Origin of the sequence: Nocardia kruczakiae NBRC 101016 (assembly GCF_001612965.1) — a bacterium.
Classification (GTDB): domain Bacteria; phylum Actinomycetota; class Actinomycetes; order Mycobacteriales; family Mycobacteriaceae; genus Nocardia; species Nocardia kruczakiae.
Map to the genome: position 1 here is coordinate 140,919 of NZ_BDBL01000001.1, position 14,408 is coordinate 155,326.

Annotated in this window: 12 protein-coding genes; 4 read left to right on the forward strand and 8 right to left on the reverse strand. The window is 69.2% G+C overall.

The window, feature by feature from the left end:
• Window positions 1–8 precede the first annotated feature (8 nt).
• From NK1_RS00235 to pdxR, 3 genes are all read right to left on the reverse strand, one after another.
• Window positions 9–1,613, reverse strand: coding sequence for a WXG100 family type VII secretion target (locus tag NK1_RS00235; protein WP_063006626.1), 1,605 nt, complete (start codon window positions 1,611–1,613; stop codon window positions 9–11).
• 16 nt (window positions 1,614–1,629) lie between these two features.
• Window positions 1,630–3,006, reverse strand: a complete 1,377-nt coding sequence (locus tag NK1_RS00240) for a hypothetical protein (RefSeq protein WP_245660284.1) — start codon at window positions 3,004–3,006, stop codon at window positions 1,630–1,632.
• A 79-nt stretch (window positions 3,007–3,085) separates the two neighbouring features.
• Window positions 3,086–4,498, reverse strand: a complete 1,413-nt coding sequence (pdxR, locus tag NK1_RS00245; protein WP_063905862.1) for a MocR-like pyridoxine biosynthesis transcription factor PdxR — start codon at window positions 4,496–4,498, stop codon at window positions 3,086–3,088.
• A 90-nt stretch (window positions 4,499–4,588) separates the two neighbouring features.
• Here pdxR and NK1_RS00250 point away from each other — a divergent pair, with 90 nt between their 5' ends.
• Entirely contained in the window at window positions 4,589–5,299 is a 711-nt protein-coding gene (locus NK1_RS00250) for a pyridoxamine 5'-phosphate oxidase family protein (RefSeq protein WP_063006629.1), read from the forward strand.
• 2 nt (window positions 5,300–5,301) lie between these two features.
• Here NK1_RS00250 and NK1_RS00255 read toward each other — a convergent pair whose 3' ends face one another.
• Together NK1_RS00255 and NK1_RS00260 are read right to left on the reverse strand one after the other, a co-directional pair.
• Complete coding sequence (locus tag NK1_RS00255; RefSeq protein WP_063006630.1) at window positions 5,302–6,528, reverse strand: hypothetical protein; 1,227 nt, start codon at window positions 6,526–6,528, stop codon at window positions 5,302–5,304.
• Between the two features lie 6 nt (window positions 6,529–6,534).
• Entirely contained in the window at window positions 6,535–7,308 is a 774-nt protein-coding gene (locus NK1_RS00260; RefSeq protein WP_063006631.1) for a crotonase/enoyl-CoA hydratase family protein, read from the reverse strand.
• Window positions 7,309–7,361: 53 nt separating this feature from the next.
• Between NK1_RS00260 and NK1_RS00265 the strand changes: the two genes are divergently transcribed.
• A complete protein-coding gene (locus tag NK1_RS00265; RefSeq protein ID WP_063006632.1) occupies window positions 7,362–7,958 on the forward strand; it encodes a TetR/AcrR family transcriptional regulator in 597 nt (198 codons plus the stop codon).
• Between the two features lie 10 nt (window positions 7,959–7,968).
• On the forward strand, window positions 7,969–9,588 hold the full coding sequence (locus tag NK1_RS00270) for an acyl-CoA dehydrogenase family protein (protein ID WP_063006633.1): 1,620 nt from the start codon (window positions 7,969–7,971) through the stop codon (window positions 9,586–9,588).
• 21 nt (window positions 9,589–9,609) lie between these two features.
• Here NK1_RS00270 and NK1_RS00275 read toward each other — a convergent pair whose 3' ends face one another.
• The 3 genes from NK1_RS00275 to pgi all read right to left on the reverse strand — a co-directional run bounded on the left by NK1_RS00275 (window position 9,610) and on the right by pgi (window position 12,720).
• Window positions 9,610–10,380, reverse strand: coding sequence for an ArsR/SmtB family transcription factor (locus NK1_RS00275; RefSeq protein WP_218023035.1), 771 nt, complete (start codon window positions 10,378–10,380; stop codon window positions 9,610–9,612).
• Between the two features lie 259 nt (window positions 10,381–10,639).
• Complete coding sequence (locus NK1_RS00280) at window positions 10,640–11,065, reverse strand: hypothetical protein (protein ID WP_063006635.1); 426 nt, start codon at window positions 11,063–11,065, stop codon at window positions 10,640–10,642.
• Window positions 11,066–11,067: 2 nt separating this feature from the next.
• Entirely contained in the window at window positions 11,068–12,720 is a 1,653-nt protein-coding gene (gene pgi, locus NK1_RS00285; protein ID WP_063006636.1) for a glucose-6-phosphate isomerase, read from the reverse strand.
• A 216-nt stretch (window positions 12,721–12,936) separates the two neighbouring features.
• Between pgi and NK1_RS00290 the strand changes: the two genes are divergently transcribed.
• Complete coding sequence (locus tag NK1_RS00290) at window positions 12,937–14,388, forward strand: NAD-dependent succinate-semialdehyde dehydrogenase (RefSeq protein WP_063006783.1); 1,452 nt, start codon at window positions 12,937–12,939, stop codon at window positions 14,386–14,388.
• Window positions 14,389–14,408 lie beyond the last annotated feature (20 nt).

Consider the following 14,408-nt stretch of genomic DNA (forward strand, 5'->3'; position numbering starts at 1 on the left):
GGCACCACCTATACCGGTCGAGATGCCGCGGCGATCAGCACCGCATGCAGCAGTCTCGCCTGGATGCCCGCCTCGGCACCGTGCTGCACCACCTCGGCGAACGCGACTCCCAGCGCGTGGCCGACATCGAATTCGCCTGGGGCAGCGGACTTCCCGGCCAAACCGGCTCGCCAGTCCCGGTAACCGCTCACCACTTCGGCGAGTGTGCGATCCGGCTGCGGCTCCCGGCGCAGGTATTCCCCGATCAGGACGCGCTGCGCCTGCTTGCGCGCCGCGCCGCCACCGGCGTCGTCGAGGGCCCGGCCGAACTCGTGGAGCGTCGCCGGATAGACGTCCGATCGCGCCGGCTCGCCGCCGGGTTCCGTGGTCGGGGCGGCCGCCGGCTCTTGCGCGGTGGGCAGGTCGAGCGTCATCGAGCTGGCGGAGCCCTCGTTGCCCGGTTCACGACTCCATCGCACCGTGCCGTGTTCACCATCGAGCTCCGCTACCGCGACCGAATTCAGCTGGATCATCGGGTAATCGGTGAGAACCCGGTCCACCGCCGACAGAAAGTCACGTACGGGCGGCAGCTGGAGGCCGGGTGTGTCGAACCCGGTGACCTCCACACCGTGGCGTTCGGCCACTGTCCGCGCCAGCCAGCCGATCATCGGGTCGGACGCCCGCTGCTCGCGAGAGCGGCGCCGATCATCCGCCCGCGCCTTGTCGCGGGACGAACGGTCGGATCGGGGCGGCGAACCGGGCCGGGGATTCGACTCCGGCCGACCGGGAGATCCGGTCCTTCCGGGGGATTCGGTCCTTCCCGGTGTGCCCGAAGGGCGAGGCGGCTGCCCTCCCCACGGGGTATCGCCTCGTCTCGACGGTGCCGTTCGGCCGCCCGGCGATGCGTCCGTCGCCCGGGGCGCGGCGCGGCGGTCGGCAGGAGGCGGTGCCGACGAGGATGGCGGCGCCGAAACGGAGGAGGACCGGCGACCGGAGTCACCGGCCGGGGACCGCCCGTCCAGCCCGGACGGATCGGATGTCGGCCGATCCTGATTCCACGGCGAGCTCGACTGCGCCCCCTCCGGGCCGGTCCGCGCCGGAGAACCGTTCGGTGACTGCGCGCCACCGGCCGGAGGTTGTTCGGCGCGCTGCGCCCCGCCGGAGCGCTGCGCCGGAGCGTCGGCGACCGCGGAGTTGTGTGCAGGGGAGGACACAGCGGGGTCGTACGGGACCTGTGCACCGGTGTCGACCGGCGACGGCAGGGTGGTCGCATCATCCGGTCGAAGCGTGGGCGAACTCCCGCTTCCCGGAGCGTGATCATTCGCCGCGTCGGCCAGCCGGGCGGCGTTACCGGCATCCTCGGCGTCGAATTCGTCTGCGACACCGACGATTCCGGACGCCGTGCTGTGCAGGCCCTGCTCCATCGCCCGCACATTGGCCAGCATCTGATCGGCATGCGGTGTGAACTGCTCGGCGAACTGACGGCCCATATAGTCGTCGCCCCAGCTACCGCGAGCCTGATCCAGGCAATCCCGCAGTCCCGCATAGGTCTGCCCGACCCGGTCGGCGAGTTCGGTCAGCCGTGCACCGCGTTCGCGCAGACCGGCCAGGTCCAGTCGAAGTTCGCCGCTCATATCCCGCCTCGAACCGTCAGCTCCGGCCGCCGACCCGCAGGCGGAGCCGTCGCTCGAAGTCGGTCACGAAAACCGACAGCGGCACCGACGAACTCGAGCGCTCCACGACTCCGTCGTCGGCGACGTAGAACACCGCGCGGTCCAGTGCGATGTCGTTGTCCGGCACCGGCGATCGCACCATCCAGCCCACGCTGACCCGGTCGGCGCGCAAGGACGACAGGGGATAGTCCGCGGTGTCGTACCCGCGCTCCCGGATGTGATCGCGGATCAGTGCCAACGCCTCCGCCTCGCCGATCCCGGCGACCTCTCCGGCGACCAGATCCGCGAGGACGAACTGGAACAGCGCACCGGCGACGTCGACCCGGGTGTCGTCACCGACCACCTGCACGATCGCCTCACGTGTCACCGCGGCGGCCTGCGCAGCAGAGACCAGCAACTCGGCGGCATCCGGCGATGAATTCTCCACCACATCGGCGACCACTCGCGCCACCGTGTCGGTAGTCCACACCGCGGGCAGCGCCGCCGCGCATTCCGGCACCGGAGCGGATTCACCCCGGTACCACTGCCCCTCCTCCCACCAGTAACAAAACGACAGCATGCCGGTCAGCACCCGCGGATTGAGCACGGGGTCCGCCACCCAGTCCGGTGCTCCCGCAAACACATTCGGCATCGCGCCACCCCCGTTGTAGGCGACGTCCAACGCGTGGGCTTCCCATACGCCACCCGACAGCACCGCCCGATCCCCGGGAAGCAACGTCAACGTCGAGCCGCTGTGGGTCGCGCTTTCGAAGATGCCCACGGACGGACCGATGCGTGGCCCCCGTTCCGAGCCGACCGCCACGAAGGCCGCGGCCAGCACCGCCCACCGTGCCCACAGTATCCGCAGGTCCGGCAACTCACCGGTGACCGGCACCGCCCGCACGCCCGCACTCCGGTCCGCGCGCATTCCGTCCCAGGCGGCACGCGGTGGCCTCGACTGGGATCCACCGCGCCCGATGTAGGCCGCCAGCCACACCGGCAGCCGACGGCGCGGATGACGTTCCAGGTCGGCCAGATACGCCTGGGGTGCGAACAGCTGCTCCCCGGGAAACGGCTCGGCCCCGTGATCGACGACGACCTCGGCCTCCTCCGCGTCGGCGCGCACCACGATCCGCCACCACGGTTCGCTCTCCAGCTCGGCCGAGAGCTGCCGGTGCCGGCGCACCGATGCCCACACCTCGTCCGACACCTGACACCTGATCGGCCCGTTACCGTCATCTACCAGGAACAACGCCGACTCGGTGACAACGGTCACCGCGAACGAAGCCTCCAGCCGTTGCCATCCGGGCGGTGCGAGCTCGCGCAAGCCCGCGGTGATCCGATCCGCCAAGTCCGCGAGATCTTCAATTCCCACCACCGCCTCGATCTATCGCTCGTCAGGGCCGCATTCGGATCGAGAATTTCGTAACCGAGGCCCGCATGCAACCGGGCTGCTATTGCCACCCCTGGAAAGTGGCGTGCACATCGGTATTCGCTCCGTGCGCGGCGGCCGCGAGGCATTCGGCGGCGATCCGGAGGGCGCGGGGGAGTTCGTCACGGGGCACCGCGGTGTATCCCAGCGCGATGCCGAACGCCTGCCGAGGTCCGGCGTGGTGGCGGGCCAGACCGTCGAGGAGGACACCGCGGCCGCCCGCGAGCTCGATCGCTCGGCTTTCCGCCGCCGCGTCGGGGAGGGGAACCACCAGGTGGGATCCGGCGTCGTCACCGCGGATGTCGAGGCCGTGGCGGCGTAGTTCCGCGACGGTGAGGGTGCGCCGGGGCGGTACTTCCCGGCGCAATCGGCGCAGATGGCGGGCAAGATCGCCGTGGCGGGCGAGTTCGGCCAGCACCAGCTGACCGGCCGGGGCCGGCCAGGCGCCGGTCGATTCGCGGTGCTCCAGTACGGCCGCCACGATCCATGGGGCGGCGACCAGCCATCCGACGCCCAATGTGGGAGAAAGGATTTTCGATGTGGTGCCGAGGTGTACGACCAGGTCGGGCGCGAGGCCGGCGAGCAAGGGCAGCGGTGCGCTGTCGTAGCGCAGTTCCCCGTCGTAGTCGTCTTCGATGATCACCGCGCCGGTGCGCCGCGCGAAGTCCACGAGCTCGACCCGGCGGCCGGCGGGCATCCGTACGCCGAGTGGAAATTGGTGTGCCGGAGTGCAATACACCGCGCGGACGTGAGCGGGAATCGATTCGACCAGGATCCCGTCGCTGTCCATCGGCACCGGCGCCACCTCTACTCCCGCGGAGCGGAAGGCGCCGACCGCGCGCAGATATCCGGGATCCTCGATGGCGACGGCATCGCCGGGCCGCAGTACCGCACGAGCGAATTCGGCTACGGCGGAACTGGTTCCGGCTGTCGCGAGGATGCGTGCCGGTTGATCGACGCACAGCCCGCGATGGCGCAGCAGATGTTCGGCGACCATGGCCCGATAGCCGGGATCGCCGGCGCGCTCCTTGCGCACCGAGGGGCCACGATCGCCGGCCGCCCGCCAGGCTCGCCGCCATGCGGCGCTGTCCATCGCCTCCGCGCAGGGGGCGCCGGGCGCGAGGTCCAGCAGCTCCCCGGCGGCATCCGAATCCGCCTGGGCGGCTGACTGGTTCGAGGCGGGAATGGGTGCCGCGGTGAGGTAGGTCCCCGATCCGTGCCGACCCGAAATCCAGCCCTCGGCATGTAATTGGTCGTAGGCGGCGGTGACCACCGTGCGGCTGACGCCGAGCCGGGCGGCGAGGGCACGCGAGGAGGGCATACGGTCACCGCCGCGCAGCCGCCCGTCGGTCGCGGCGGTGCGCAACTCGTCGGCGACCTGTACCGACAGCGGACGCCGGTCCGATCGATCGACGGCGAGCGGCAGCTCGTCCACGGTGGTTCTCCGATCCACTCCGAAGTGGACTTCTCAAAAGTCAGGGTATTGGCCATTTCATAATGCCATTCGCCGCGCGATGCTGTTCCCATGACCGCCACATCAGCTCCCAGACCTGCGCTTTCTCCCACCCGCCGCAGTACGGTCACTCGCTACCGGGACCGCGCGGCGACCGACCGCGCGGCCTTGGACGACGTTCTCGACGCCGGCCTGATCTGCCATATCGGCGTGTTACTGCACGGCGCGCCGGTCGTGCTGCCGACCATCTACGGACGGGTGAACGACACGCTGTATCTGCACGGTTCGACCGGTGCGGGCAATATGCGCGCCGCCCTCACCGGCGAGATCTCGGTGGCGGTGACGCTGGTCGACGCGATCGTGTACGCCCGTGCGGCCATGCATTTTTCGATGAACTACCGCTCGGCCGTCATCCACGGGCGCCCGGTCGAGGTCACCGATCCGGAGGAGCGGCTGCGCGCGTTGCGCGCCATCGTCGAACATTCCGCCCCCGGCGCCTGGGACACCGTGCGCGCGCCCGACAAGAAGGAACTGGCGGCCACCCTGGTCCTGGCTCTCGACCTCACCGAAGCCTCGGTGAAGACCCGTACCGGCGACCCCTCCGACGATTCCGCCGATCTGAACAGCGACGCCTGGGCGGGCTTGCTCCCGGTCCGACAGGTCTTCGGCACGCCGGTCCCGGCGCCCGACCTGGTGCGCCCGGTGGCTGTCCCGGACCACGTGACGGCACGCACCGCCTCGGAAGTCCGCGAGAGGACGGGGCACACCATGTCCGGGCGGTAGTCTCACCACACGATGACCGGCACATCGAGTCGTTCGATCGCCGTGCGCGCGAGATCTGCCAGCGCGGCGGAAGATTCGACGTGGTCCCGATCCAGGCCGACCAGTGCGAGGGTGTACGTGTGCCCGATCCGGCACAGATAGGCCGCGAGACGCGTGCGGGGCAGCGCCGTCGGTTGCAGTCCGGGATGGATGGCCCGGGCGGCGACGCCGGTACAGCGATGGGGACCCAGCTGGGCCAGCGAGGCCGGGAGGGTGCCGATATTCGAGCACAGGATGTCACGTTCACCCGCACCGCGGGAGAGCCGATGAGCCACGCGTGCGGGCAGCACCTGCAGTAGTTCCGCGGGCATCCCCGGCGGACCCGACATCCGGTATTCGTATGCCGCACGGCACTTCTCGCGGAGGATGGCGGGTGTGTCGGTGCGCTCCACCACCACTTCGGTCATCGCCATGTCGTTGTTGACGCGGCGATCGTCGCGGGTGTCGACGGGCACCGCGGCCGTGATGGTCGGATCGGGAAAGCCGCTGTCCCACAGTATTCTCGCGACGATACGGAGGAACAGGCTGTTGGCGGTTCCGCCCCGCCCCGCCGCGGCCAGCTCCCAATCGGCCGCCGGAAATTGGAGGACCGCATCGCAGGTCGTCGCCGTCTCGGCGCTGCGGCCCGTGCCGCCACCGGATTCCCGGGGAACTCCGTGGCGCAGGGCGCGTGCGGTTCCGGACATCACGGTGGACCACTGCCGGGCGGCATCGGCCCAATCCGACCGGGGGGCGGCGTAATCCGTGATCGGCGTGCCGGACAGTGCGTGGTCGACGGCCAGGGCCAGGCCGCGTCCGTCGGCGAGGGCGTGGGAACACGTCAGCGCCACCACCGAACCGCCCTCCCGCAGCGCCGCCGCGGACAGCCGCCATCCCGGTCCGAATTCCGGATCCAGGTCGTAACCCTGTTCGCCGGCCCAGCTCAGCAGATCAGCGGTGGCGATGCCGCCGCCGGCGATACGCAACGGATGAGCGCCGTCGTTGCGCCGCCAGTACGGCCGCGCACCCGGCACCCGTGGCCGGACGACCCGGCGGCCGAGCGGGCCGACGCGCAGGGCGGCGTGGATCTGTTCCAGCAGCCGGCGGTCGATCGGGTCGGCCGTGCGCCACAACCCTTGCAGCGCACTGGGAGTGCCCAGACCGCGATGGGCGCGCAGGAAGATCTCGTCGACGACGGTGAGCCGGCCCATCGCCGCTCAGGCCGACGATCCGTGCCGGCCCGCGCCACCGGCGAACCGTTGCGCGCCCTCGAGCGCGCCGTCGGCCAGCGCGGTGAAGCCGTAGCGGAACTCGCGCGTCATCGCCTCCGATTCGTCGAGCCCCCACTGCTCCAGCGCCGACATCCGATCCGAACGCAGGCACGTCTGCGGCAGCGCGGCCAGTTCGGTGGCGAGCCGCTCCGCGGCGGCGCGAGATTCGCCGGGGGACACGACCTGGTTGACCAGTCCCATCTGCAGTGCCTCGGGTGCGGCGACCGCACGGCCGGTCAGGATCATGTCCATCGCCCGGCCGTGGCCGACGATGCGCGGCAGTCGCACCGTGCCACCGTCGATCAGCGGGACGCCCCAACGGCGGCAGAAAACGCCGAATGTGCTGTCCTGCTCGGCGATTCGCAGATCGCACCACAGCGCCAGTTCCAGTCCACCGGCGACGGCGTAGCCGGAGACCGCGGCGATCACCGGTTTGGTCAGCGTCATGCGGGTGGGGCCCATCGGCCCGTCGCCGTCCTCGGCCGCCCGGTTGGACTTCTCGGTGCCCAGCGACTTCAGATCCGCCCCGGCGCAGAAGGTGCCGCCCGCGCCCCAGAGCACCGCGACCGCCGCCGTGTCGTCGGCATCGAATTCGCGGAACGCCGCCGCCAGTGCCTGCGCGGTCGGTCCGTCGACGGCATTGCGCGCCTCGGGGCGATCCAGGATCACCGTGAAGACCGGCCCGCTGCGCTCGATTCGTACGCTCACGAATTCGACCATACGGCCCGCCCCGGCCCTTGCGTCAAGAAATGAATATGTGATTCACTTCTTGCGTGGCGTACCGCAGAACCCCCGCCGTGCAGGCCCGACTGGACGCCCAGTCGCGCGCCATCGTGCACGCGGCCATGAAGGTGCTCTCGGAGCAGGGCTTCGGCGGGCTGTCGATGGCCACCGTCGCCGCGGAGGCCGGGGTCGCCACCGGGACGGTCTACAAAAGCTTCAGCGGTAAGGCCGAACTGGTCACCGCCGTGTTCCGGGACGTCGTCACCGGGGAGGTCGCCGCGGTCGCGCAGGCCGGGGCAGAGGGCGGCGTGGTCGAGCGCGTCACCGCCGCGGTGGAGACCTTCGCCGGGCGCGCGCTGAAAAATCCCAAACTCGCCTACGTCCTGCTCGCCGAACCGGTGGACGCGAGCGTCGACACCGAACGCCTGCGCTTCCGCCGGGCGTTCGCCGAAACCTTCGAGACCGCGATCGCCGACGGTGTCGGCGCCGGGCAGCTACCGCCCCAGGATCCTCGAACCACCGCCACCGCCCTGGTCGGCGCCATCGGTGAGGTGCTGGTCGGCCCGCTGGCCGAGCAGTTGCAGAGCGAATCCGTGGTGCCCGAACTCGTCGCCTTCGCCCTGCGGGCCCTCGGCGCGCACGAATAGGAGAACTCATATGGCCACCCACGAAGTGTTCAACCAGGTCCCGCCGATCACCCCGTTCGACTTCTCCCGCAACCCGGCCCTGATCGAGGGCCTGCACCGCGAGGGCGCCGGCTGGGCGGAGGCCGAGGTGCGCGAATTGGGAGCGCTGGCAGGTAGTTTCGAGGCGCAGGAGTGGGGCCGGCTGGCCAACGAGTACCCGCCGGTGCTGCACACTCACGATCGCTACGGCAATCGGGTGGACGAGGTGGAATTCCACCCCTACTGGCACAACCTGATGGACGTCGCGGTACGGCACGGCCTGCACGGCAGTCCCTGGCTCGACGACCGGCCCGGCGCGCACGTCGCCCGCGCCGCGAAGTTCTACACGTGGGGTATCGCCGACGCCGGACATATGTGCCCCATCTCGATGACCTACGCCGCGGTTCCGGCGTTGCGCCACAACCCCGAACTGGCCGCCCGCTTCGAGCCGCTACTCGGTTCGCGCACCTACGATTTCGGCCTGCGCGAACCCTCGTCGAAGGCCGGTCTGATCGCCGGGATGTCGATGACGGAGAAGCAGGGCGGCTCCGACGTCCGGGCCAATACCACCACGGCCACACCGCAATCCGACGGCACCTACCGCATCGTCGGGCACAAGTGGTTCACCTCCGCGCCGATGTCGGACATGTTCCTGACGCTGGCCCAGGCGCCCGGCGGTCTGTCCTGCTTCCTGCTGCCGCGGGTGCTGCCCGACGGCACCCGCAACGCGCTGCGGCTGCAGCGCCTGAAGGACAAGCTGGGCAACAAGTCCAACGCGTCCTCGGAGATCGAGTACGAGAACGCGACCGGCTGGCTGGTCGGCGCCGAGGGCGCGGGTGTGAAGACCATCATCGAGATGGTGAACATGACCCGGCTCGACTGTGTGATCGGTTCGGCGACCGGCATGCGCACCGGTGTGGTCTACGCCGCGCACCACGCCCGGCATCGGGAAGCGTTCGGCGCCAAGCTGATCGACCAGGCGGCCATGCGCAATGTGCTGGCCGATCTGGTGATCGAATCCGATGCCGCGACGACGGTGATGATGCGGCTGGCCGGTGCCACCGACCGCGCGGCGACCGACCCCGCCGAGGCGGCACTGCGCCGAATCGCGTTGGCGGTCACCAAATACTGGGTCTGCAAGCGGGCCCCGGCACACGCTGCCGAGGCGCTGGAATGCTTCGGCGGCAACGGCTACGTCGAGGAATCGGGTATGCCGCGGCTGTACCGGGAGGCGCCGCTGATGTCGATCTGGGAGGGCTCGGGCAATGTGGCGGCGCTGGACGCCCTGCGCGCCATGGGCCGTCAGCCGGAGACGGTCGAGGCCTACTTCAACGAGGTATCGCTGGCCCGCGGCGCCAACCACCACCTCGACGACGCGATCGACCGGATCGGCAAGGAGCTCACCGATCTCAGCGATATCGAGTTCCGCGCCCGGCGTGTGGTCGAATTGATGGCGTTGGTGCTGCAGGGCGCGCAGCTGGTGCGGCACGGTCACGCCGCGGTCGCGGATGCGTTCTGCGCCAGCCGATTCGGTGGTGACTGGGGAATCGCCTTCGGCACCCTCCCGGTGGGGGTGGATACCGAGGCGATCCTGCGGCGCGCCTTCGTCTGATCCAACGTCGTCCGACCCGGCTCAGCCCACCGGTTCGCTCGACATCTCCCACGGGGCCTGCGGCAGTACGTCGCCGGTCTCGAGGAGGGATTTGAGGTTGGCCAGCACCGCCGGCCATCCGCTCGAAATGCCCTGCAGCATCTCCTGATTCGGCAGGTTCTCGTGGGTGACGGTGAGCCGGACGATATCGCGGTGCGGTTCGACGAGAAAGGTGACCAGCGACGGCGACCGCTCGGCATCCGGCATGTCCTCGAAGGTCACCACGAGGCGGTGCGGCGGATCCGATTCGATCACCTCGCCGACGACGTCGACGGCGCCCGAGCCGTCCACGCGGCGGTGTTCCCAGCCCGAACCCGGTTGCCAGTCGGACACATTCGCATGTCCCCAGTAGCGGGCGGTGAGATCGGCGTCGGTCAGTGCCTTCCAGACCTGTTCGGCACTGGCGTGAATGTAGGTGACATAGACGTAGGTGGGCACGGTCGTGCTCATGGCGTACTCCTCAGCCTGGTTTCTGATGGCCCGGATCGCATCCAGTCGCGGCCTGTCGAAGACGGAGATCCATCGTTGTTCGATGTCGTGGATTGGTGCCGGATTGATGTAGTGCACCCGCTCCCGCCCGCGTCGCAGCACGGTGACCAGTCCGGCTCGCACCAGGATGTCGAGATGTTGCGTCAGTGACTGGCGCGCCATCTCCACCCGCTCGCACAGTTCGCGCAGGGTCTGCCCGTTCTGCTCGCGAAGCCGGTCCAGTAGCAGTCGCCGAGTCGGGTCGGCCAATGCCTTGAAGACCACGTCCATATCCGGTTCGGGTTGCACGGGGAAATTATGCAGGTATTTACCTGCATAAGTCAACGGGTATGGGTGAGTAAGCACACCCTTCCGGTGGTCGCATCGGCGGGATTGGATCGAGTCATGTCTCGTACGACGACGTACAAGCAGTTGCTGCGCCGCAGCGGTTTTCGATTCCGGTATCCGACACTGGGCGACGCGCTCACCGACCTGTTGCCGCGGGGATCGCACGCACTCGGTGATGCGCACTGCGGTCCCGGCCTCACGGGGCGGCGGCGAGGGCCAGGCCGATCAGGCCCACCACCTTGAGCAGCTCCAGTCCGATGTACCAGTAGTGCGCTGTCGAGCGCGGTCCGTCGTCGCCGGCCAGGACCCGGTTCGAACGCCGGGTCAGCGGCGGCCGCACCGCCGCCACCTGGATCGCCAGCACGACCACCGCGCCGATCAGCCACCCCCAGGTCGCCGCGCCCGGGCCGACCACGGCCGCCGAGATCAGCAGCAGCGCGGCCAGCGCGGCCTCGGTGATGTTCAGCGCCTTGAACACCATCCGGCCGATTCCCAGCCCGAGGGCGAGCGTCACGCCCGGCGCGCGGAACTTCAGCGGCGCCTCCAGGAAGGAGATGGCCAGCACCATGCCGAGCCACAGCATCGGCAGGAACCACAGCAGATGTTGTGCAACCGAGGTCATGGTCAGCGGTGGCCGCGATACCACCGGATCAGCGCGTCGGTCGACGAATCCGATTGCGGTGCCGGATCTTCGGCGGAGGTGAGCAGCGGCTCCAGCGCGAGCGCCTGCTGTTTGCCCAGCTCCACGCCCCACTGGTCGAAACTGTCGATGCCCCAGATGGTGCCCTCGACGAAGACCTGATGCTCGTAGAGCGCGATCAGCTGTCCGACCACCGACGGGGTGAGCTGCGGGGCCAGGATCGCGGTGGACGGCCGGTTACCGGGCATCACTCGATGCGGCACGAGGTCCGGATCGAAATCCGGAGTGCCGCCGTCCTCGGCCTCGATCTCCGCCGCGGTGCGGCCGAAGGCCAGCACCTTCGTCTGCGCGAACAGATTGCTCATCAGGATATCGTGCATGCTGCCGGAGCCGTCGCGCGTCGCGAGATCGTCGGTGGGACGGGCGAATCCGATGAAATCGGCCGGCACCAGCCGGGTGCCCTGATGCAGCAGCTGGTAGAAGGCGTGCTGTCCGTTCGTTCCGGGTTCGCCCCAGAAGATCTCGCCGGTCGAGGTCGTCACCGGACTGCCGTCCAGGCGCACCGATTTGCCGTTCGACTCCATGGTCAGCTGCTGCAGATAGGCCGGGAAGCGCGCCAGATCGTTGGAGTACGGCAGCACCGCGCGCGACTGGGCGCCGAAGAAATTCGAGTACCAGACCCCGAGCAGGCCGAGCAGGATCGGCGCATTGCGCTCCGGCGGCGCGGAGACGAAATGTTCGTCGACACTGTGCATTCCGGCGAGGAATTCGGCGAAACGTTCCTTGCCGATCACCGCCATCATCGACAGCCCGATCGCGGAATCCACCGAGTAGCGGCCGCCGACCCAATCCCAGAACTCGAACATGTTCGCGGTGTCGATGCCGAAATCGGCCACTCGCTGCGCATGGGTGGACACCGCCACGAAATGTTTGGCGACCGCGTCCTCGCCGAGCGCCGCCACCAGCCAGCGCCGCGCCGCGGTGGCATTGGTGAGCGTCTCCAGCGTCGAAAACGTCTTGGAGGCAACGACGAACAGGGTGTGCGCCGGATCGAGGCCGTCGAGCTTCGCCGTCAGATCCGCCGGGTCGATATTGGAGACGAATCGCGCCGAAATACCGGCATCCGCATAGTGCCGCAAGGCTTGATACAGCATGGCGGGGCCCAGATCCGAACCGCCGATGCCGATGTTCACCACCGTGGTGATGCGTTCACCGCTCGCGCCGCGCCACTGTCCCGAGCGCACCGCGTCGGTGAATTCGCCCATCCGGCGCAGCACTTCGTGTACCTGCGCACCCGCGTCGGCGCCGTCGATCGCCATCGAGGCGCCGGCCGGCAGGCGCAGGGCGACATGGCCCACCGCGCGGTCCTCGGAGGTGTTGATGTGCTCGCCCGCGAACATCGCGTCCCGGCGCCGCGCCACACCCGCCGTCTCCGCCAGATCGAGCAGCAGATCCAGGGTTTCGCGAGTGATGCGGTGCTTGCTGTAATCGATGTGCAGATCGCCGACCTCGACGGTCAGCTCGCGGCCCCGCTCCGGATCCTCGGCGAAGAACTCGCGCAGATGCCGGTCGGCCACGGCCGAATAGTGATCGTGCAGTTTCCGCCAGGCCGCCGTCGCGGTGATGTCGCTGCTCACCCCCGCGAGATTACAGACCAGTTCCGCTACGCGCAGGTAGTGATGTCGCTGGCTCTGCCGTCGCGCGAGATTACAGACCGGTTCCGCTACGCGCAGGTAGTGATGTCGCTGGCTCTGCCGTCGCGCGAAATTACAGACCAGTTCCGCTACGCGCAGGTATCACAGCCCACCTGGCAGTTGCCCGCGCTCGCGTCCACCGCGGCCTACCCTGAGCACATGGTGTCGCAAACCGAGTTACTCGAATCCGTCCCCACTCAACTCTGGATCGGCGGGCCGGTGGATGCCACCGGCGGCGCCACCTTCGCGGTCGAGAATCCGGCGACCGGAGAGCCCCTCGCACACGTCGCCGACGCCACGCCCGAGGACGCCGTACGCGCCCTCGACGCGGCCGTGGCCGCGCAGGACAGCTGGGCCGCCACCCCGGCCCGCGAACGCGGCGAGATCCTGCGCGCGGTCTACGAGCGGATCGTCGAGCGCACCGAGGACTTCGCCCTGCTGATGACTCTGGAAATGGGTAAGGCGCTGCCGGAGAGCCGCAACGAGGTGCGCTACGGCGCCGAATTCTTCCGCTGGTTCAGCGAGGAAGCGGTCCGGGTGCACGGCCGCTACCAGACCGCGCCCACCGGGACCGGCCGCATCGTCGTCCACAAACAGCCGGTCGGGCCGTGCCTGGCCATCACACCGTGGAATTTCCCGCTCGCGATGGGCACCCGCAAGATCGGCCCTGCCCTGGCCGCGGGCTGCACGATGATCGTCAAGCCCGCCTCGGCCACGCCGCTGACCATGCTCCTGCTGGCGAAGCTGTGCAGTGCGGCCGGGCTGCCGGACGGGGTGCTGTCGGTCATCACCTCCAGCCATTCCGGTGCGGTGACCGAGCCGCTTATCAACGATCCGCGGCTGCGCAAACTCACCTTCACCGGCTCGACCGGGGTCGGCAAGAAGCTGGTGGAGAAGTCCGCGAACGGCCTGCTGCGCACCTCGATGGAATTGGGCGGCAATGCCCCGTTCGTGGTCTTCGACGACGCCGACATCGATGCCGCGGTGCAGGGCGCGATGCTGGCGAAGCTGCGCAACGGCGGCGAGGCGTGTACTGCCGCCAACCGGTTCCACGTGCACAACTCGGTGCGCGCCGAGTTCACCGACAAACTGGTCGCCGCCATGCAGGAGGTGAAACTCGGCCCCGGTGACGACCCGTCGACCACCCTCGGCCCGCTGATCAACCAGGACCAGCTCGACACCGTGAGCGAACTGGTCGAGGACGCGGTCGAGCGCGGCGCCGAGGTGCGCATCGGCGGGAAGGCGCCCGGCGGGACCGGGTACTACTATCCGGCGACCGTGCTGTGCGAGGTGCCCGAGCAGGCCCGGATCCTGAGCGAAGAGGTGTTCGGGCCGGTCGCGCCGATCGTCGGATTCGATACCGAGGAGCAGGGCCTCGCCGCTGCCAACGACACCGAATTCGGTTTGGTCGCTTACGTTTACACCCGCGATCTGGATCGTGCCCTGCGTATCGCGGAGGGCCTGGAGAGCGGCATGGTCGGCATCAACCGCGGCGTCATCTCCGATCCGGCGGCACCGTTCGGCGGGGTCAAGGCCTCCGGATTCGGCCGCGAGGGCGGCTTCGAGGGGATCGAGGAATATCTGTCGACGAAGTACATCGCCCTGCCCTGATCCGGTAGTCCCCGGATACG